Annotated in this window: 17 protein-coding genes and 1 riboswitch; of the genes, 8 read left to right on the top strand and 9 right to left on the bottom strand. The window is 44.4% G+C overall.

The genetic code is table 11. The features are described from left to right. The first annotated feature begins 90 nt into the window (after positions 1-90). The 3 genes from M1M80_RS17350 (at position 91) to M1M80_RS17360 (ending at position 1,393) form a co-directional block, all read left to right on the top strand. Positions 91-405 (top strand): ArsR/SmtB family transcription factor, encoded by a 315-nt coding sequence (locus M1M80_RS17350; protein ID WP_032732273.1) that lies wholly within the window; start codon positions 91-93, stop codon positions 403-405. 75 nt (positions 406-480) lie between these two features. Beyond that, positions 481-909, top strand: a complete 429-nt coding sequence (locus tag M1M80_RS17355) for a DMT family transporter (protein ID WP_032732255.1) — start codon at positions 481-483, stop codon at positions 907-909. 10 nt (positions 910-919) lie between these two features. Further along, the gene (locus M1M80_RS17360; protein ID WP_003240704.1) at positions 920-1,393 is read left to right on the top strand and encodes a DMT family transporter; all 474 of its coding nucleotides are present in this window, start codon (positions 920-922) and stop codon (positions 1,391-1,393) included. Positions 1,394-1,454: 61 nt separating this feature from the next. Here the strand turns inward: M1M80_RS17360 and M1M80_RS17365 are convergent, their stop codons facing one another. Together M1M80_RS17365 and sspJ are read right to left on the bottom strand one after the other, a co-directional pair. Beyond that, positions 1,455-2,864: an amino acid permease gene (locus M1M80_RS17365; protein ID WP_060399475.1), complete on the bottom strand. Its 1,410-nt coding sequence runs from the start codon at positions 2,862-2,864 to the stop codon at positions 1,455-1,457. A gap of 103 nt (positions 2,865-2,967) precedes the next feature. Continuing rightward, a riboswitch (Lysine riboswitch) is annotated at positions 2,968-3,147 on the bottom strand. A 119-nt stretch (positions 3,148-3,266) separates the two neighbouring features. Next, a complete protein-coding gene (gene sspJ / locus M1M80_RS17370) occupies positions 3,267-3,407 on the bottom strand; it encodes a small acid-soluble spore protein SspJ (protein WP_003240697.1) in 141 nt (46 codons plus the stop codon). 166 nt (positions 3,408-3,573) lie between these two features. Here sspJ and M1M80_RS17375 point away from each other — a divergent pair, with 166 nt between their 5' ends. Both M1M80_RS17375 and M1M80_RS17380 read left to right on the top strand, forming a co-directional pair. Next, a complete protein-coding gene (locus M1M80_RS17375) occupies positions 3,574-4,056 on the top strand; it encodes a metal-dependent hydrolase (protein ID WP_019259457.1) in 483 nt (160 codons plus the stop codon). Positions 4,057-4,154: 98 nt separating this feature from the next. Then, positions 4,155-6,008, top strand: coding sequence for an LTA synthase family protein (locus tag M1M80_RS17380; RefSeq protein ID WP_060399476.1), 1,854 nt, complete (start codon positions 4,155-4,157; stop codon positions 6,006-6,008). A gap of 26 nt (positions 6,009-6,034) precedes the next feature. On the opposite strand, the gene M1M80_RS17385 is transcribed toward M1M80_RS17380, so the two are convergent. Beyond that, positions 6,035-6,961, bottom strand: a complete 927-nt coding sequence (locus M1M80_RS17385) for a substrate-binding domain-containing protein (protein WP_060399477.1) — start codon at positions 6,959-6,961, stop codon at positions 6,035-6,037. Between the two features lie 110 nt (positions 6,962-7,071). Between M1M80_RS17385 and modA the strand changes: the two genes are divergently transcribed. Both modA and modB read left to right on the top strand, forming a co-directional pair. Continuing rightward, a complete protein-coding gene (gene modA, locus M1M80_RS17390) occupies positions 7,072-7,854 on the top strand; it encodes a molybdate ABC transporter substrate-binding protein (protein WP_060399478.1) in 783 nt (260 codons plus the stop codon). Further along, the gene (gene modB / locus M1M80_RS17395) at positions 7,826-8,518 is read left to right on the top strand and encodes a molybdate ABC transporter permease subunit (RefSeq protein WP_134980922.1); all 693 of its coding nucleotides are present in this window, start codon (positions 7,826-7,828) and stop codon (positions 8,516-8,518) included. The genes modA and modB overlap by 29 nt, the downstream gene beginning before the upstream one ends. Positions 8,519-8,551: 33 nt before the next feature. Here modB and pgoN read toward each other — a convergent pair whose 3' ends face one another. After that, complete coding sequence (gene pgoN / locus M1M80_RS17400; protein WP_003240685.1) at positions 8,552-9,382, bottom strand: glyoxal/methylglyoxal reductase; 831 nt, start codon at positions 9,380-9,382, stop codon at positions 8,552-8,554. Positions 9,383-9,604: 222 nt separating this feature from the next. Between pgoN and yvgO the strand changes: the two genes are divergently transcribed. Beyond that, positions 9,605-10,090 carry a stress response protein YvgO gene (gene yvgO / locus M1M80_RS17405; RefSeq protein WP_060399480.1) on the top strand — a complete coding sequence of 162 codons (486 nt, stop codon included), beginning with the start codon at positions 9,605-9,607 and terminating at the stop codon, positions 10,088-10,090. Positions 10,091-10,134: 44 nt separating this feature from the next. On the opposite strand, the gene M1M80_RS17410 is transcribed toward yvgO, so the two are convergent. From M1M80_RS17410 to M1M80_RS17430, 5 genes are all read right to left on the bottom strand, one after another. Beyond that, complete coding sequence (locus tag M1M80_RS17410) at positions 10,135-12,147, bottom strand: Na+/H+ antiporter (protein ID WP_060399481.1); 2,013 nt, start codon at positions 12,145-12,147, stop codon at positions 10,135-10,137. Positions 12,148-12,403: 256 nt separating this feature from the next. Further along, positions 12,404-14,116 (bottom strand): assimilatory sulfite reductase (NADPH) hemoprotein subunit, encoded by a 1,713-nt coding sequence (cysI, locus tag M1M80_RS17415; protein WP_060399482.1) that lies wholly within the window; start codon positions 14,114-14,116, stop codon positions 12,404-12,406. Positions 14,117-14,141: 25 nt separating this feature from the next. Continuing rightward, on the bottom strand, positions 14,142-15,956 hold the full coding sequence (locus M1M80_RS17420) for an assimilatory sulfite reductase (NADPH) flavoprotein subunit (RefSeq protein ID WP_060399483.1): 1,815 nt from the start codon (positions 15,954-15,956) through the stop codon (positions 14,142-14,144). Between the two features lie 168 nt (positions 15,957-16,124). Continuing rightward, positions 16,125-18,449: an RNA polymerase recycling motor HelD gene (gene helD / locus M1M80_RS17425; RefSeq protein ID WP_060399484.1), complete on the bottom strand. Its 2,325-nt coding sequence runs from the start codon at positions 18,447-18,449 to the stop codon at positions 16,125-16,127. 192 nt (positions 18,450-18,641) lie between these two features. Then, positions 18,642-19,250: a trimeric intracellular cation channel family protein gene (locus tag M1M80_RS17430; protein ID WP_003219999.1), complete on the bottom strand. Its 609-nt coding sequence runs from the start codon at positions 19,248-19,250 to the stop codon at positions 18,642-18,644. Positions 19,251-19,290: the final 40 nt, after the last annotated feature.

Here is a 19,290-nt window from a genome sequence, read left to right on the forward strand (position 1 = left end):
AACAGGGCAAAATAATAAGTAACAGTGCCTAATGAGCATTAATAACTTTCCAAATTGACATATCGAAAAAAATCGATATATAATATGACCATGAAACCAATCGATGTATTTAAGGCCTTATCAAATGAAACTCGGCTTAACATTTTGCATTGGTTGAAGGAACCGGAGAAGCATTTCCCTAAACAAGGCGCTCACCTGCCAAAGGAGGTCAGTGTTAAAGGGGGAGTATGTGTAGGGGATATTCAAGAAAAAGCCAAAGCTTCTCAATCTACAGTTTCACATTACTTAAACTTGATGCAGAATGCCGGCCTGCTTGAATCTGTTCGTTATGGTCAATGGACCTATTACAGGCGAAATGAAGAAGTGATTCAGCAGATAGCTGAATATTTTAAAACAGAAATCTAAACTGGATGATTTCTGTTTTCAATCTACTTAATATCGATAATTCTAGATATTTAAATATATAAGGAGAGGGATCTAATGCGTTACTTCGCATATATACTAGCGTTATTAGCAGGGTCAGCACTTAGCTTTGAGGGAGCAATCTACGGTGAACTAGGAAAAACTATAGGCCAACTCGAAACTAGTTTTTATAATTTCTTTATGGGTTCAATCATTATGGGTTTACTGTGGATATTCTTTGGAAAAGGGAAACTTTCATATGCTGTTGAAGCACCTAAATGGTCACTTCTTGGAGGTGTTTTAGGTGTTGTGTATTTAACATCTATTGTGATTAGTGTTCCTTTTGTTGGTGTTGGACTCACTATGGTAGCAGTTATTATTGGCCAATTAATAATGAGTATGATTATTGAACATTATGGTTGGCTTGGCAGCAAGAAAACGAGAATCAATAAAGAAAAAATATTTGCAGTTATTTCGATGATTATTGCTCTTATTTTAATTTACTAGGAGGTCTAAAATGGGTATATTTATGATTTTATTCACTTTATTGGGCGGCATCACATTAAGTGCACAATCGTCTATTAATGGCACCTTTAGCCGAAAAGCTGGAACAATTGAAACAACACTTTTAACTTTTATAACCGGATTTATGTTTCTTCTCATTTTTATTCTTTTTTTCGGCCATGGAGATGTGCTTGCTATACTAGAAGCACCTAAATGGCAGTTAAGTGCTGCATTTTTGGGTACTATGTATTTGCTTCTCACTGTTATGGCTGTACCAAGAATCGGGGTCATTGCAACAAATATTGCTGGGATCATTGGCCAGCTTGTAATTGGATTGATTATTGATCATTTTGGCTGGTTCCATAGTTTAGTCATACCTTTAGATTTGAAACGTTCTTTTGCATTACTCTTTATGATGATTGCCCTTTATTTTATCTATAAAGGAAATAAACGCTCAAGCGATGAAATACAAACACAACATAAATAAAACGCTGCAATTGATATTGCAGCGTTTTTTATTGAAAAGAAAACCGTACCTTTTCGGATTATTATGTTTGTTTTTCTTTCGAGAATTTCTTAATCACAAACGGATAAATCACCAGACCGACAAAGAATAAACCGATGCCGAGAATAAATGTCGTTAAATCCGCTGTGCCTGTTACGATAACAAACACTGAGTACGCGCATGCTAATATTGCAATCAATCCGTCTTTTACACGGGAGCCTTTCAGCTGGTCATACGTTTCACCTTTGATGACAAGCTTCAAGCTGTAGATCGCTGATACCAAATACGGAATTAAATACGCAAGCGTTGCCGCTGTCGTTAAAAATGTAAATGCGTCACTTATTGTCCGGGAAATAACCGAGAAAATGAAGACCTGTGACATAACGTTTGTAATAATTAGTGCGATAACCGGACTTCCTTTTTTATTCGTTTTCGCAAATAATGCCGGGAAATCTCCTGCTTTAGCGGCTTGGTATGGGACCTCAGAGCCAAGCAATATCCAGCCGAGCATCGTTCCGAATAAACAAAGGATTGCCAAAAGTGCCATAATGACGCTTCCCGCGTTTCCGACAATTGCATAAAGCACATCAACGAACGGTTTTTCTGAGCCGACAAGCTTATCATGCGGCAGAACACCCATCGTAATTAAAGTCACAATAATATAAATGCTCAAGGCAATCAGCAAGCCGGTAATTGTCGCACGTTTCACATCACGCTGAGAGCTCGCACGGCCGGACAGGATAACCGCTGATTCAATTCCGACAAACGCCCACAGTGTAGAAATCGCGGCGTTATGCACCTGGCCGCCAATTCCAATGCTTGTGCCGTTTTCTCCTTGAATCGGGAAATAAAAATGATCGAATAATGTCGTTTGAAACACAAACAATCCGGCAACGATAAAGAAGACAAAACCTAATACTTTAGAAAGCGTTGTGACAAAGTTCAATTTACTTGCACCGTTAATGCTTGCAACAAGAATCGTGTGCGTTCCCCATAACAAGATCGTACATACAGCAAACGTCATCAATTGGCCGAGTGTCACCTCTTGCCCGCCGATCGAAAACATTTCACGTTTATCAACCAAGATCGGGAAGAACGAAGTCAAGTAACCGGCGAGACTAGTGATGATCGCCACGTTACTGATCCAGCTCGCCACCCAGTAGCCCCACACCATTGTGAAACCGGCAGCGTTCCCTTTCTTCGGATCAGAGAACAGCGCTCTTGCATAACTTTGCGGCCCCGCTGTCAGTTCAGGCTTGCGAATGGACAAGTGCCCGAAGACAAGTGCAATCATCAGCACGCCGGCACCTGTCAAAAGCCAGGCGGACGTGGCGCCTAACGGACTCGCAATTGAAGCAAGCGAGCTCGGCAAGGAGAAAATTCCTGATCCAACCATATTTCCAACGACAAACGCCGTTAATAACCAAAAACCCCATTTTTTCGTCTGTTCCATTCCAGTACCTCCATGATTCTTTGTACGGACCAGACCCCGAGATCATGTAAACGCAAAAAAAGCCTGAACAAAAGTCCATGCTTAAAGAAACACACACCCTTGATCTCCGGATAGCCCTCCGCGAAAAAGCACGCGGCAGTCCTGCACTTATTCAGATACAGTCCCAGCATAGAGAAGGATCGGCTTTCCCCACACTTCGGCGCTGATGCCTTTTACACATGTTTAACAGCTCCTGTCAGCCTGGCATGTGTGACTCATCATCCGCGCAACCTCTACCTCACTGAGAAAGAGTGAGGATTTAATTATTCAGTTACTCCCAGAAAGGTTATCAAAGAAAGGATGATCTGTCAAAGGGAACAGATGGAAAATACGGATAGAGCCAAGCCCTATCCGCATTGTGGTTTATCGATTATTTTTCTTTTTTTGCACAGCTTCTTGAAGCGGATCATCTTTTAGAGCTGAACCGGCATCTTCAAGAGCTCCCTGGATTACGTTTTTTTCTTTATCAGAACGTTTTCCTTTATCTTTATTAAAGAAACCCATTCGAATCACCTCTTTTAGAAAATAGGTACATCTTTAAGATGCCTTTTTCCTTAAAAAATTATGCGGGAAATTTTTTATCGTCCAAAGTCCTGTTGATCAAACATACATTCTCTTGATATATTTGTAATTCAGAGATTTTTGCAAAAGATAAAAGGAGAAGCGAGAAATGACAGGAAAAACACACATCATGGGAGGCATCGCTTCTTGTACGGCAGCGGCTTATTATTATGGATTTGATCCAGTGCTTATGGCTGCGTCCGGCGCGGTTGGGGCATTAATACCCGATATCTGCCACACACAAAGTAAAATCGGGAGAAGATTTCCTATCTTATCGAAAGCGGTCAGCTCTGTTTTTGGACACAGAACCTTTACGCACAGCCTGCTGTTTCTGCTCATCATGTTTTTTATCACAGCCACATATATTCCAAATAAAAACATATCAACCGGGCTGATGATCGGAATGGCGAGCCACTTGATTCTTGACGCTTGGACGGTGAATGGAATCAAATTATTATTCCCTTCAACGATTCGCGTACGGCTCCCATTATATATGAAGACAGGCAGTTTTTCTGAGCAGCTTGTGTTAGCCGGCCTGACAATTGCTTCATGTTATTATTTTTATATGCTGTTTCATGGGCGCATGTTTTAAACGTGAGTGCTGACACTTGTCTGAACGGACTGTTTTTAGTAGGTTTTACATAAGAAGCATTTCATGCAGAGATCAAGGAAACGTGAGGAGTCATATTGATGAAAGGAACCTTTTTTCCCAATCAGCGGTTTTTATGTTTTTCGATCGTATTCATGTGGATCAAAACGTATGTGATTTATAAACTGGGCTTTGATTTGCAGATCGATACTCTGTTGGAGGAGCTGATTTTGCTGATCAATCCGCTCAGCTTTATCCTTCCTTTATTCGGGATCGGCCTGCTTCTGAAAGAAAACAAACAGCGGGTCTTTTTGCTGATTGCCAATTTGGTTCTGACTGTTATCTTGATCTCCAATACGATTTTTTACGGCTTTTATATCGATTTTATTACCATCCCGGTTTTGTTTCAGGCCAGTAACATGAGCGATATGGGCAGCAGTGTAAAAGAACTGTTCAATCCTCTGTTTATCGCCCTGTTTGCGGATTTGGTTTTTCTTCTGCTGCTGGCCAGAAAAGAGAAGCACCCGCAGACAAAAGCCGCCCCCCGCACAGTCAAACGGTACTATGCAGCTTCCTGCGGCATGATTCTATGCACCCTGGCACTTGCAGAAGTACAGCAGCCGAAGCTTTTGGCACATTCCTTTGACCGGGAAATGCTCGTCAAAAGCATCGGTCTGTTTCAGTTCCATATTTACGATACGATTTCTCAGACTGTGAATATAAGCGCGAAAGCATTTGCAGATGAAGACAGCATGACCACCATTAAAAACTACACAGAAGCAGACTACAGCAAGCCTGACCCAAACAAATTCGGGCTGGCAAAGGGGCGCAATGTCATTTTTGTCACACTTGAATCGACCCAAAGCTTTGTTCTGAATGAAAAGGTAAATGGAAAAGAAATCACTCCGTTCATGAATGATCTCATCAAAAAAAGCTATTACTTTGATCATTTCTATCAGCAAACCGAACAAGGCAAAACATCTGATTCAGAATTCATCGTCGCTAACTCACTGTATCCTTCCCTTAGCGGCGCCGTCTTTTTCACGAAAAGCGACCATCAATTTCATACGATGTACAAATCGCTGAAGCAACATGATTATTATTCAGCCGTCTTTCACGCCAACCATAAAACATTTTGGAACCGAGATGTGATGTACGAATCATTTGGGATTGACCGCTTTTTTGATGTTGATGATTTCCATGTCACTCCCGGGACATCGACAAGCTGGGGCTTAAAGGATAAGGAATTTTTAGAGCAGTCCGCCGGCAAGCTGAAAAGCCTGCCGCAGCCGTTTTACAGCAGTTTTATCACGTTAACGAATCATTTTCCGTTTGAGATCGATGAGAAGGATCAGCTGATTGATGAATACGATTCAAGCAGCGACCTGTTAAACCGCTATGTGACCACGGTGCGCTATGAAGATGAGGCATTGAAGCATTTTATCAAAAAGCTGAAGGACGAAGGCTTATACGAAAATTCGATGATTGTATTTATGGGAGATCATTACGGCATTTCAGAAGCCCATAACGATGCGATGGCTGAGTTTTTAGGAAAAATTCAAATCACGCCGTATGACAATGTACAGCTCCAGCGGGTGCCGTTTATCATACATATCCCGGGAATCACAGATCAAAAGCCAGAAACCATCTCTGATGCCGGAGGGCAGGTCGATGTCAGGCCGACACTGATGCATCTGCTCGGCGTTGATACAAAAGGCAATATTCAATTTGGCAATGATTTGCTGTCCAACGACCGCACCCCGTTCGCCGTGCTGAGAAACGGCAGTTTTATTACGAACGACTATGTATACACGAAAAACACGTGCTACAGCCAAAAAACAGGGGAAGTGCTGGAAGATCAGGATGCGTGCCTTTCTTATAAGGAGAAAGCAAATGAAGAACTGTCTCTCTCTGATAAAATCTTAAACGGTGACCTGCTCCGTTTTTATGAATAAAAAATCCCTCTTTACAGAGGGATTTTTTACGTTTCAAACATCACTTTGCCGGTCAGCTTCGTTTGATAGCCGTTTAAATGAGACAGATTCGCCTTGTATTCCTCAGAATTCAAGATCTCCTTCACGGCCTTCAGCAGCTGCTCATGTTTTTTCAAAATGACGATATCATATTGTTCATCAATGAGCGGGATAAAATCAACACTGCCCATATGTGCAGCATGCTGCGCTCCGATTCCCGCGTCAGCCTGTCCGCTTGAGACTTGTGAAGCGACAGCGTAATGATCGGACACGATATCGCTGTATCCCTTTACATCAGCCGAATTCACACCAAGCAAGCCAAGCTGTTCATCAAGGAGCACTCTTGCGCCCGAACCCTTTTCCCTGTTGATAACTCGGATATCGGTTCTTTTCAAGTCTTCCCAGCCTTGAATGTTTTTCGGATTCCCTTTTTGAACATACAGTCCGGCTTTGCGGAGAACGACATTGATCAGACAAAACGGTTCACCTGACAAAATTCGTTTTACATAAGGCGCATTATACTGCCTCGTTTCCGCATCGTATAAATGGAGGCTGACAATGTCACACTTGCCTTGATACATATCAATCAGGCTGTTTAAGCTTCCTTTGTATTTGCGGAGCGGCGTCTCCTGAATGATATTCTCCAAATGCTTGCTGAGCAGATCCATCGAAATGTCCTGTCCGCTGATCATGACATTCGGTCTGCCGTCCGGCTCTGCCTCATGCATCTTTTTCGGCTCTTCAGCTATAGCAATGGGCTGAGACATTCTCATATTCATCTTATATTGCTTTAAATCTTCTTCATCCACACGCATCTGCCTCCCGACACGGTAAGCAGGGATCATGCCTTTTTTAATCAAATCATAAACGGTCAGCTTTGATACCTTCAGCAGACCTGCAACTTCTTCTATCGTATAGGAAGAGGTTTCATTCATATTCATCACTCTCCTACTTCATTATACCTTTTCATCGAATGTAAAAAAACCCACATAAACCAAACATAATCAGTTATAATTAGATATAATTAATCATAAGGGGTGCAATTATGTTTAAAAAGTATTCCATTCTAACAGCAGCCTTAACCGCTTTTCTGCTTGCAGCAGGCTGCTCTGCAAACCAGTCTTCAACGGACAGCGAGAAAGAAGTAACGTTAACGATCTCAGCTGCCGCCAGTGCACAGGATGCGCTTGAGGAAATCCAAAAGAACTACGAAAAAGAACATCAAAACATTACACTCCAAGATAACTTTGGCTCTTCCGGCGCCTTGCAAAAACAAATTTCTCAAGGAGCAGGAGCAGACCTGTTCTTCTCAGCTGCTGAGGATAAATTTCAAAAGCTGGTGGATGATGGGGATATCGCCAAAAAAGACAGCACTGATTTAGTCGGCAATGAAATTGTACTCGTCGTGCCGAAAAACGGAGAGTCACCTGTGACAAGCTTCAGCAATCTGGCTGACTCAGAAAAAATCGCCCTCGGAACGCCGGAATCCGTACCGGCAGGAGCTTACGGGAAAGAATCACTGACAAAGCTGTCTCTATGGGACAAAGTGAAGGATAAGATCGTTTACGGAAAAGACGTTCGCCAAGTTCTTTCTTATGTTGAAACCGGCAATGTGGATGCAGGTGTTGTTTATAAAACAGATGCACTGATCTCTAAAAAGGTCAAAATTATTGACGAGGCAAAAGCAGATACACACAGCCCGATTGTCTATCCGTTAGGAATTGTAAAAGATACAAAACACCGTAAGGAAGCGAAGGAATTTTACGATTACCTGCAATCTGATGAAGCAATGAAAGTATTTGAGAAATATGGTTTTACTGCCGAATAGCATAAGCGCTTCAGAGTTTTTCACACCTGTTGTGCTTTCCTTCCAAGTGGCGGCAGTTGCCGGAATTGTTGTCATTATTCTCGGAACACTGGCTGGAGCGTGGATGTCGCGGGCATCATTTTTCGGAAAAACGGCTCTCGAAACTTTTTTTATGCTTCCACTCGTTCTTCCGCCTACTGTTGTCGGTTTTATTTTGATCGTCATTTTCGGAAAGCACAGTTTCATTGGACAAGCCATCGAATGGGTCTTTCAGCAGCCTGTCATTTTCACCTGGTGGGCTGCTGTGATTGCCTCGGCTGTTGTGGCCTTTCCGCTTATGTATCAATCCGCCAAAACCGGGTTTGCTGACATTGATCCCGATATACAGGGCGCGGCAATGGTAGACGGCGCAAGCAGCTGGCAGGTATTTATCCATATTTCCGTCCCGCTCGCCTATCCTTCATTGCTGACCGGAAGCATCCTCAGCCTTGCGCGGGCGCTCGGAGAATTTGGCGCCACACTCATGTTTGCAGGGAACATCCCCGGTGTCACGCAAACACTGCCGACGGCCATTTATGTCGCATTGGATTCCGGCAACAATGCCCTTGCCTGGGCGTGGGTCGTCTGTATCGTTTTCATTTCCTTTTTGATGCTGTTTTTCATTCAACAGAAAAAGACACACTAAAAAACTCCCCATGCCGTGACGGGGAGTTTTTCATTAAAACAGAAGCTCGTCGGGATTTGGGCCGACACGCTCATCTTTGTTTAATGCGTCAATTTTGTCCATGTCTTCTTGAGACAATTCGAAATCAAAAATATCAGCGTTTTCGATAATACGGTGTTCTTTGATGGATTTTGGAATTGTTACAACTTCATGCTGAAGGTCCCAACGCAAAATCACTTGAGCCACAGATTTATTGTGCTTTTCAGCAATCTGTGCGAGCACTTCGTTATCCAGAAGCTGTCCCTGCATGAGCGGAGACCATGCCTCAAGCTGGATGCCTTGCGCTTTACAGTAATCTCTTAATTCTTTTTGCGTCAAACGCGGGTGAAATTCCACTTGGTTGATCATCGGTTTGATTTCAGCATCTTTCAATAGCTCTTCTAAATGATGAACTTGGAAGTTGCTGACGCCGATCGCGCGGATTTTGCCGTCTTTGTACAGCTTTTCAAGCGCGCGCCATGTATCTTTATATTTATCCTTGCCAGGCCAGTGGATTAAATATAGATCTAAGTAATCAAGCTGAAGTCTTTCCAAGCTTTTTTCAAAGGCAGCAAGCGTTGTTTCGTAGCCTTGATCTTCATTCCATACTTTTGATGTAATGAAGAGCTCTTCTCTTGCCACACCGGATTCTTTAATTCCGATGCCAACGCCTTCTTCATTTTTGTAGATCGCTGCTGTATCAATGCTGCGGTAGCCATTTTTAATTGCCGCTTTCACTGATTCAGTCGCTTCACTTCCGTTTTCTACTTTATAAACACCAAGACCGAACCAAGGCATTTCAACTCCGTTATGTAGCTTTACAGTATCTTTTAAACTTGTTGCCACTTGAACATCCACCCTTTCAATGAAATATAAGTGTCTATATTATCTCACATTCCTCTCAGCCGATACCAATAATACGCTTAAGAGCCTCTTTTTGCTTCTTTTTTCACAGCACGGTCAAACTGACACACTATTTTTTTCCTATTTTAACAATATTGAGATTACAAAAAAAGTGAGCAGGGTATGCGAATAGTGTAAACCACAATATACAAAGGAGGAACCACATTGAAACGTATTCGTATTCCAATGACACTTGCGCTTGGTGCCGCTTTGACAATTGCCCCTTTGTCCTTAGCTTCCGCTGAAGAAAACCCCGCTCCGAAGATCTCGCAAACAACAACAGCCGGAACAACTGCCGCTGAGGTCGGTTTAAATGTAAACCTTGATGTGCTTGGCATTGCCAATCAGATTGCGGACGCCATTAAATCCGCACAGAACCGGGATGGATTTGTGAAAAACCTCATGGAGTCTTCCTTCTACGCTTCCGGCCAAAAATACAATGTCATGGTATTTAATTTAAGCCAGGAATATGAAGATCACTTAAACGGTGTGCAATTTTACGGTTCAGCCGTTTACGACGGCATTACGTACGGCATTTGGGTATTTGAAGACGGAACCTTTACAAACAAAGGCGATGGCGGCTGGATCAACTGGGCCTTCAGAGGCTGGTTCGACCGGGATGGCAGCACTGTCAATTTCCATCGCCCTTAATACAGAAAAAAGCTGGCGTTTCAGCGCCAGCTTTTTTACTGCATCTATTCGCCGCCTTCAAGCATGGCGGCTTCCACATCATTAATGTATTGGCGAAGCTCATGGGAGATGTCCCGGGAAATTTCACGCTCCTCAAAGAGCGTCTGAATTTCATTTCTGATCGCCTGCACAGCCTTCAGCTTTACTTCCAGCTTCTGATTTTCAAAATGAGCGCTTGATTTCAGCTCATGATGGCTGTGCTCCAGCCTGAAAATCAACTGTTTATAAAACGAAATGACAGATAAAAACACTTCTTTATGTTCTTCCGTTTTATGTTTTTCCAGATAGTCTATCGCTGCTTTTGCCGTTTTCACTCTCGTTGCCCGTATCAATCCCGCTTCATTTAAAATCGACATCTCCGGCTTTTTATGTTCACCGAAGAAAATCCAATACATCAGCCGCTTGAGCCTTGTTTTTGATAATCCGACCTTAAATGGGTTGGCATACAAAATTTCTAATTCGTTAAACCGTTCTTGCAGCACGTTTGCCGTTTCTTCCGGGATGTCTCCCCGCTCCAGCATTTTCACCAGCGCCTCTTGCTCAGCGTTAACCCCTTGCGCACGGACTTTTCGCTCTTGCTTTTTGATACGATTAGATGATGTATACTGCTGAAAACGAAGATTTTTCATTTTCTCATTGTATTCAGCTATCACCGCAAGAGAGGCTGTTTTGTTTGTATCGTTCATGTCCTCTTTAATCGTTTGGAGAGCTGTTTTGATCAATTTGCGTCTCGCCGTCAGCAGCTTCTTATTTCGTTCCTCGTCCTCTTCTTCTTTTTCAGTCAGAAGCGGCAGCACAACGGTGGCAATGACAAGTGTGCATAAAATGACGCCGGCTGCTAAAAAGAGAATCAGATTTCTTTCCGGAAACGGCGTGCCGTCCTCCAGAAAATACGGTATGGAGAAAGAACCCGCCAGTGTTACAGCTCCGCGCACGCCGGAAATCGAAATTAACAGCGTCGAACGAAGACCAGGTTTATAGATGTTCTGATCCTTATTAAAGAACCACTTGCCGTTCCAGAAGAACAGCACCCACAGAAATCTGAGGAGCATTAGCGTAAATGTGATCACAAGGATATAGCCAATCACCTTCATGTTGCTGATGGCGGTGTCGTTAAAAATGACAGAAATGACGTCCGGAATCTGCGTCCCAAGAATAACGAAGACCAGGCCATTCAAAATAAATAAAATAATGTTCCACGTACTTGAGGAGACGATTTGCAGCTTGATCATCGTTGATTCCAGACGATCCTGTTCAACTGCATGGGTAATGCCTCCCGCCACAACGGCCAAAATGCCGGAAACGCCGATTTCTTCCGCTGCCAAATAAATGACAAACGGCGTAAGAATTTGAATCAGCATATGCATCGTGACATCCTGCATACCAAGGCGGCGCAGGAAGAGGCGAAAACGAATAATGAAGAACGAAATGACAACCCCGCACAGCAAGCCTCCGAGAGAAATAAAGACAAAGCTGACAGCCGCTTGTGCTAATGAAAATGCACCAGTCACTGCTGCCGCAATCGCAAACTTAAAGGCTACCAGACCTGATGCATCATTCATCAGCCCTTCCCCTTCAAGCAGGCGAAGAATCCCTTTTGGCATTTTCACTCTTCCTGATAATGCGCTGACAGCGACGACATCAGTCGGTGAAAGAATGGCCGCAAGTCCGAAAGCCGCTGCCAGCGGAATAGCAGGAATCATCCAGTGAATCGTGTAGCCTCCTACAATCACAGTCGCAAATACAAGACCGAGTGCAAGCAATAAAATCGGGGCTCTTAAATTCCAAAGCTCTGCCCGCGGCGTTCTCTTCCCATCATTAAATAGAAGAGGCGCGATAAACAAAACAAAAAACAATTCAGTACTTAATTCAAAATGAAGCCCCTGTGGAAATGAGGCGGCAAGAATCCCAAGCGCCACCTGAATCAGAGGCACTGGAATAAACGGAATAAACCGGTTCACGATATTGGATATCGCAATAATCGTTAATAAAACGAGAACAACTAAAAATATGTCCAAATGCATGACCTCCTTCGTCTGTTGTGTTCGTGCATGATGAGTCGATGAAGCTGCTTGTTTAAAAGAGGCTTTAGGCTAGGATGGCCTTGCATCCGATATGTGATTCCGCAGGAGTTCCCTCCACACTTGTCTTCTTTTATAGTACCCTTTTTAGGGTATTATTTCTCATGATAAGCTCACAGTGAACTTTTTTGCCGAAGAGCAAATTTCAGATAAAAAGAGACAGGGAGCTATTCCCTGTCTTCGTCTTTCTTTATCAATCATGAAAATTCGTGCCGTCAGTCGTTGCTTTAATGATACCGGCGCGAATGACAAAGTCACCGAAGTGCTCGCCTTCGTCGCGTTCTTTCGCATAGCGGGAAAGAAGGACACGCAGCTCGCTTAAAATGTCTTCTTCACCGATGTTTTCACGGTACATTTTGCTTAAACGGCTTCCGTCAAATGCAGCGCCAAGATACATATTATATTTTCCCGGCGCCTTTCCGATAAATCCGATCTCACCGAGCGCATGGCGTGCACAACCGTTCGGACACCCTGTCATGCGAATGGTAATTTCCTGATCACGAAGGCCGTTTTCGTCAATGATCTCTTCAACCTTATCTAAAAGGGTCGGCAAGTAACGTTCTGCTTCAGCCATTGCCAATCCGCAGGTCGGAAGAGCGACGCACGCCATAGAGCTGCGGCGGAGCGCTGAATGATGCTTGCCGTCAGTGAGTCCGTATTGCTCGATTAACGCACTGATTTCATTTTTTTTATCGCTTGAAACGTTCGCGATAATCAAGTTCTGATTGGCTGTCAGACGGAACTCGCCTGTATGAACTTTGGCAATTTCCCGCAAGCCTGTCATCAGCTTATAATCATCGTAATCCGTCACACGGCCGCCTTCAACAAACAGCGTAAAATGCCATTTATCCTTAATGCCTTCTACCCAGCCGTAGCGGTCGCCGTTATGATCGAAATGATACGGCTTCGCTTCTTCCAGACTCCAGCCGAGACGGTTTTCCAATTCTTCTTTTACGGTTTCTAAACCGAGGCGGTCAACCGTGTATTTGAATCGCGCATTTTTGCGGACAGAACGGTTTCCGTAATCACGCTGAATTGTAATCGTTTTTTCAGCAATGTCATACAGTTGCTCAGGACGGCAGAACCCGATCACCTTGGCTAATTGCGGATATGTCGCTGTGTCGCCATGCGTCATTCCCATACCGCCGCCAATGGCCACGTTAAAACCGATCAGTTTGCCATCTTCAACAATCGCAATGAATCCAAGGTCTTGTGAAAAGACGTCAATATCATTAGACGGGGGAACAGCAATACCGATTTTAAATTTCCGCGGCAAATAGAGCGGTCCGTACATTGGCTCGACTTCTTCCGGCGTGCCAGCCACTCTTTCCTCATCAAGCCAAATTTCATGATATGCCCTCGTCCGCGGCAGCAGATCATCACTTAATTTTTTAGACCACTCGTATACTTCTGAGTGGATTTCAGACTGATAAGGATTCGATGCACACATGACATTGCGGTTTACGTCTCCGCAGGCTGCGATCGTATCCAAAAGAGCTGAGTGGATCGTCTGAATGGTTTTCTTCATGTTCCATTTCAGAATCCCGTGCATTTGGAACGTTTCACGTGTCGTCAGTTTTAATGTACCGTTCCCGTATTTCTGAGAAAGGTCATCCATGACAAGCCATTGCTCAGGCGTTGAAACGCCTCCTGGCATACGCACGCGCAGCATGAACTGATATGCCGGTTCAAGCTTTTGCTTTTGGCGTTCATTGCGAAGGTCACGGTCATCCTGCAAATAACTGCCGTGGTGTTTCATCAGGCGGTTGTCATCATCCGGAATTCCGGCACTGATCCGATCGAGCATCACTTCTTTCAGTGTGCCGCGCAAATAATCACTTTCTTTTTTTATGCGTTCAACATCACTTGGAGAGCCGTCCGGTGCTTTTAAGATTTTGGTCACCATGTTGAAAAACTCCTTTCAAGTCAAATCAGTATACATCACGCTGATAGCGTTTTTGCTGCTGCATATCGGCAAGATAAGCTTCCGCTTCTTCGCGGCTCATATTGCCTTCTTTCTCGATAATTTCAAGTAATGTGTTATGGACGTCATGCGCCATGTGCTTTTCATCACCGCAAATGTACACGGCCGCGCCTTCTTGAAGCCATTCGAACAATTCCGCGCTCTGTTCAAGCATGCGGTGCTGCACATATACTTTTTCTTCCGTATCACGTGAAAACGCCACATCCATTTTTGTCAGCACACCGTCTTTGAGCCAATTCTGCCACTCTGTCTGATAAAGGAAATCCGTGACAAAATGCTGATCGCCAAAGAACATCCATGCTTTTCCTTCCGCTCCCGTCTCTTCGCGCTCCTGCATAAAGGAACGGAACGGCGCGACGCCTGTCCCAGGGCCAACCATGATGATCGGCGTTTCAGGATCTTTCGGAAGCTTAAAGTTTTGATTGTGCTGGACATATACCGGCAGTGTGTCTCCCGGCTGCAGACGCTCCGCGCATAAAATCGAGCAGACGCCTTTACGTTCACGGCCGTGCGCATCGTAGCGGACTGCACCGATTGTTAAATGCACTTCATCGGGATTTGCGGATAAACTGCTCGCGATCGAATAGAGGCGGGCCGGCATTTTTCGCAAAATCGAGACAAACTCCTGCGCAGATACACTGAACGGGCCATAATCACGAATAAGATCAAGCAAATCGCGTCCTTCAATATACGCTTTTACATTCCCCTCATTCCCCGGGGCTAAAAGCTCTCTAAGCTCATTGCTGCCTGTCAGCTGGGCTGCCTGTTCAAGAAGCGGTTTTGTGAGAACGGTAATCTCATAGTAAGAAATCAGCGCTTCTTTCAGCGGGCGGACATCGCCTTGCTTATTAAGCGTCACAATTTCTTCCGGGTCCCAATTCATTTCCTTAAGCAGCAGCTCGACAAGCTCCGGATCGTTTTCCGGATAAACGCCGAGGCTGTCACCAGGCTCGTAAGTCAGGCCAGAGCCTTCAAGAGACAGCTCCACATGGCGTGTTTCTTTATTTGATCCTCTGCCGTTCAAATTTAAATTTTCTAACACTTCAGCCCGAAACGGGTTTGTTCTGGAATATGAAGACTCACCGGTTTGAGGCGATGCTGCTGACGCAGGTGCGGCACTTCCGCCCCCGGCTTCACTTAAACCCCCAAATACGCTTTCAAGCCATTCCGCTGCCGGCTCATCATAGTCAAGATCGCAATCAACGCGCGGAGAAATCCGTTGTCCGCCGAGTTCTTCTAAGCGCTGATCAAATTCTTTCCCTGTCTGGCAGAAAAATTCGTACGAACTGTCACCAAGCGCCAAAACGGAAAAACGAAGATCTTCAAGCTTAGGCGCCCGTCTTCCATGCAGAAATTCATGAAACGACAGCGCGTTATCAGGCGGCTCGCCTTCACCGTGCGTACTGACGACGATCAAAAGATTATTTACTTTCTTCAGCTGATTCGGCTTAAAATCGCTCATGGACGAGACAGTTACTTGAAAACCGCGCTGCTCAAGCTGCTTGCCGGCATTTTCTGCAAGCCCCTGTGCGTTGCCCGTCTGTGAACCGTAAAGAACGGTTACTTCCTTTGAAACGGCCGGTGCCGCCGCTGCTGCAGACGCTGCCGCCGGCGCCCCCGCAGTTTCTTGGGCGGAAACAGATTGCGCGGATAAATATCCGCTCAGCCAGATTTTCTGAGATTCGGTCAAGGTTGGCAGAAGGCGGTTAAGGAGCTCTGCCTGCTCCTGATTAAACGGACTGTTCATTACCTGAAGTTGCAACGTATCCACCTCACAAAGTTATAAACTGATCGAAAATTGCATCTAATTGAACTTTACCGGAATACTAGGCTTAAGTAAAATATATTTACATGATGATAACTATTAAGAATCCTAATGATAAAACCGCCTTATTTCATTTAAATAAAAAAGAGAAGGGTTCCCTTCTCTTCATTCAGCATTCTCATATAAATGAGACGGCACAGCCGTTACAAACGGACTTGCCTTACCTGTATAAAACACCGTCAGCGTATGCATCGCACGGGTGCAGGCAGTGTATAACAGCCTGCGGTCGTGCTCTGTTTGATAATGTTCTTCTGAAGCATCATAGACAAGTACTGCGTCAAACTCAATTCCCTTCGCTAAATACACCGGAATGACACAAACTCCCTTTTGGAATGTTTGATTTTCTTTATGAATCAGTCGAACATCTATATATTCACTCATATGAGCGTGCGCCTGTATGCATTGCTGCGCAGTCTTGCAAATGACGGCTATCGTTTCGTGACCTTGCTTCTTGAGCCGTTCAATTTCTTTCGTAAGCTTTTGACAAAGATCCTCTCGTCCTTCGGTTTTGAAAACGAGAGGCATTTCCCCGTTTCTGTTAAAAGGCTCAATGTCCGCTCCGTCCTGAAGCATCGCTTTTGTTAACTCTACAATCTGCCTTGTCGACCTGTACGTTCTCTTTAAACGAACATATTCAGCCGGCTCACCTTCAAAGCACGCATCCATACGCTTTGCGCCATGTATGGCATGGGCGTAGATGGACTGATTGATATCACCGAGCACTGTCATGCTGGCAGCCGGAAAAATGCTTCTCATGTACGCCATCTGAAACGGTGAATAGTCCTGAGCTTCATCGATAAAAAGATGTTTGATCTTCGTATTTTTCTTTCTGCCTTCAATCAGATCCTGCATATAAAGAAACGGTGCCGCGTCCTCATAGAGCAATTTATTTTCCGCAAATGCCGATCGGGTCAGCTCTCCTATTGCTGCCATTTTCTCATGCTGAGATTTCACTCCCCAGCCAGAAAACAATTGCAGGTACAGCTGTTTCACTTCAAGAAATGCAAGGAGTCTGACCGCCTGTTTGAGCGGTTTGAAAGCCTTTTTTACAATGATAGCGGCAAGCAGCTGCTGCTCTCTTTGATAATCGTTAAACGTACTCTCACTGAACCGTTTCCTTTCCTGGAGCTTTTTGTACACGTCCAGGTAATCCTCTTTGTCGAGCAGCTCAGCTTCCTGAACGACCCAATCCTTACGACGTTCCTTTTTCTCAAGCTTGTTTAGCTCACTCAGCAGCCACTTCGCTGTTTGCTCCATCCGATTCGGAATGGACTGTCTTTGATCCAGTGAGTAAAAATAGGATTGAATTTGTTCCTTTGTGATCAGCTTTTGTCCGCGGAAGATGATATTTTTAAAGATCATCCCTTCAGAGGACAGCCGTGTGACGTATTCATCAATGAATTGCTGAAAAGATAATCCCGCCTTACATGTGATTCCCGCAAGCCTTGTTGGAAAACCGCCATCCTTTGTTTCAGTCAGACAATATTCAAGCTGATCAAAGGGGCTTTCACATTGAAACTTGCGGCCAAGCCGATGCTCGATATATTCCTGAAACGTCGCCTGCTCCATGTTCTCTTCCCCTAACTCAGGCAAAACAGAGGAGACATAGCTGTTAAATAAAAAGTTGGGAGAAAATAAAACGATTTGTCCGGCATCTATGACGCCGCGGTGCCTGTATAACAAATAAGCGACACGCTGAAGCGCTGCCGATGTTTTCCCGCTGCCAGCCGCTCCCTGCACGATTAGGAATTTACTTTTTTCATTACGGATAATCTGATTTTGTTCTTTCTGGATCGTAGACACGATGTTTTTCATTTGGGTATTAGAGTGATGGCTTAATACTTCTTGCAGCATTTCATCGCCGATCGTCATATCAGTATTAAACATCGCCTTGAGAGCGCCGTTTTTAATGATAAACTGGCGTTTCAGTACCATTTCTCCTTCTATCGTTTCACCGGGCACTTCGTACTCCGCTTTTCCTGGGGAATAATTGTAGTACATGCTTGATATCGGCGCCCTCCAGTCATAGATCAGAAAGTGTTCCTCCTTCTCATCCATACAAGAAGCTAAACCGATATAAATTCGCTCTGCCTGCTCCTCACCGTTTTCAATAAAATCAATCCGGCCGAAATAAGGCGAAGCTTTTAATTGATGAATTCGTTTGAGCTGCTGATCCATACGCCGATGATTCCGTTCCCGATCTGACAGCAGCTCTGCCTGCTGCTTAATGCTTGCCATCGTTTCAACCGCTTCATGGGCATCATCAAGATTAACCGTAACATCCTCCCAAAAGCTTTTTCTTAATCCGATAATATCATGCTTTAACCCGCCCGCAGACGTTTCCAGAAACCGCTCTTTTTTGCCGAGCTCCTGCAGCACCTCATCTATTCTTGACTGCTCTTCCTTCCATTCCTTATCCTGCTGATTCATGAACGGCACCTCCAGAAAATAGTTGACAAACACTGAAGAAATACTGTAAAATATAATTGGATACATATATTCAATATATGATAAAAATACGCAAATACAATTTATCTTAGCACATTCACCCAATATCAATCAAGGTTTGGGTTATTTATATGCACAAAAACCGATTTCAAAATTGAAATCGGTTTTTTAATGTTAGTTATCTAAACGAAAAGAACGGTTTGGCAGCTTCCAATTAAACATATAGGAACAAACGCGGCAAACAACGAGCACGAAAAACAGTACGTACAAGCCGAACGAGTTTCCCAGCCAGCCCAAGCCGACGATTAAACCGCCGAGAGCCGCCCAGACCGCATAAATTTCTGCTTTCAGAACAAGCGGTTTGCGCCCGGCAAGAAGATCTCGAATGATTCCGCCGCCGCTTCCCGTCAGCACCGCTGCCACGATGACGGCACTAAGCGGATGGCCCATTTTGACGGCATACAGTGCACCTTGGATAGCGAAGGCTGCGAGACCGATCGCATCTGATAAATTGCCCCACTTATTCCAATGCTTCAGCAGCAGCTTCGGGAACAAAAACACAATCGTAATGGATAAGAGCGCGATTTGAAAGTACGCTCCCTGCTCCCATAGTGCTGACACCGGAACACCGATCAGCAAATTGCGGATCGCTCCTCCTCCAAAAGCTGTGACAATCCCTAATATATAAACTCCTAAAATATCATATTCCTCTTCCATCGCAACGATTGCGCCGCTGACTGCAAACGCAATGATACCAATCACACTGAGCAGCTCCCAAGCCATTCTGATGACTCCCTTTATGTTTGTTAAATTTTCTGACGAC

The sequence above is a fragment of the Bacillus inaquosorum genome (assembly GCF_023238325.1).
Taxonomy (GTDB): Bacteria; Bacillota; Bacilli; order Bacillales; family Bacillaceae; genus Bacillus; species Bacillus inaquosorum.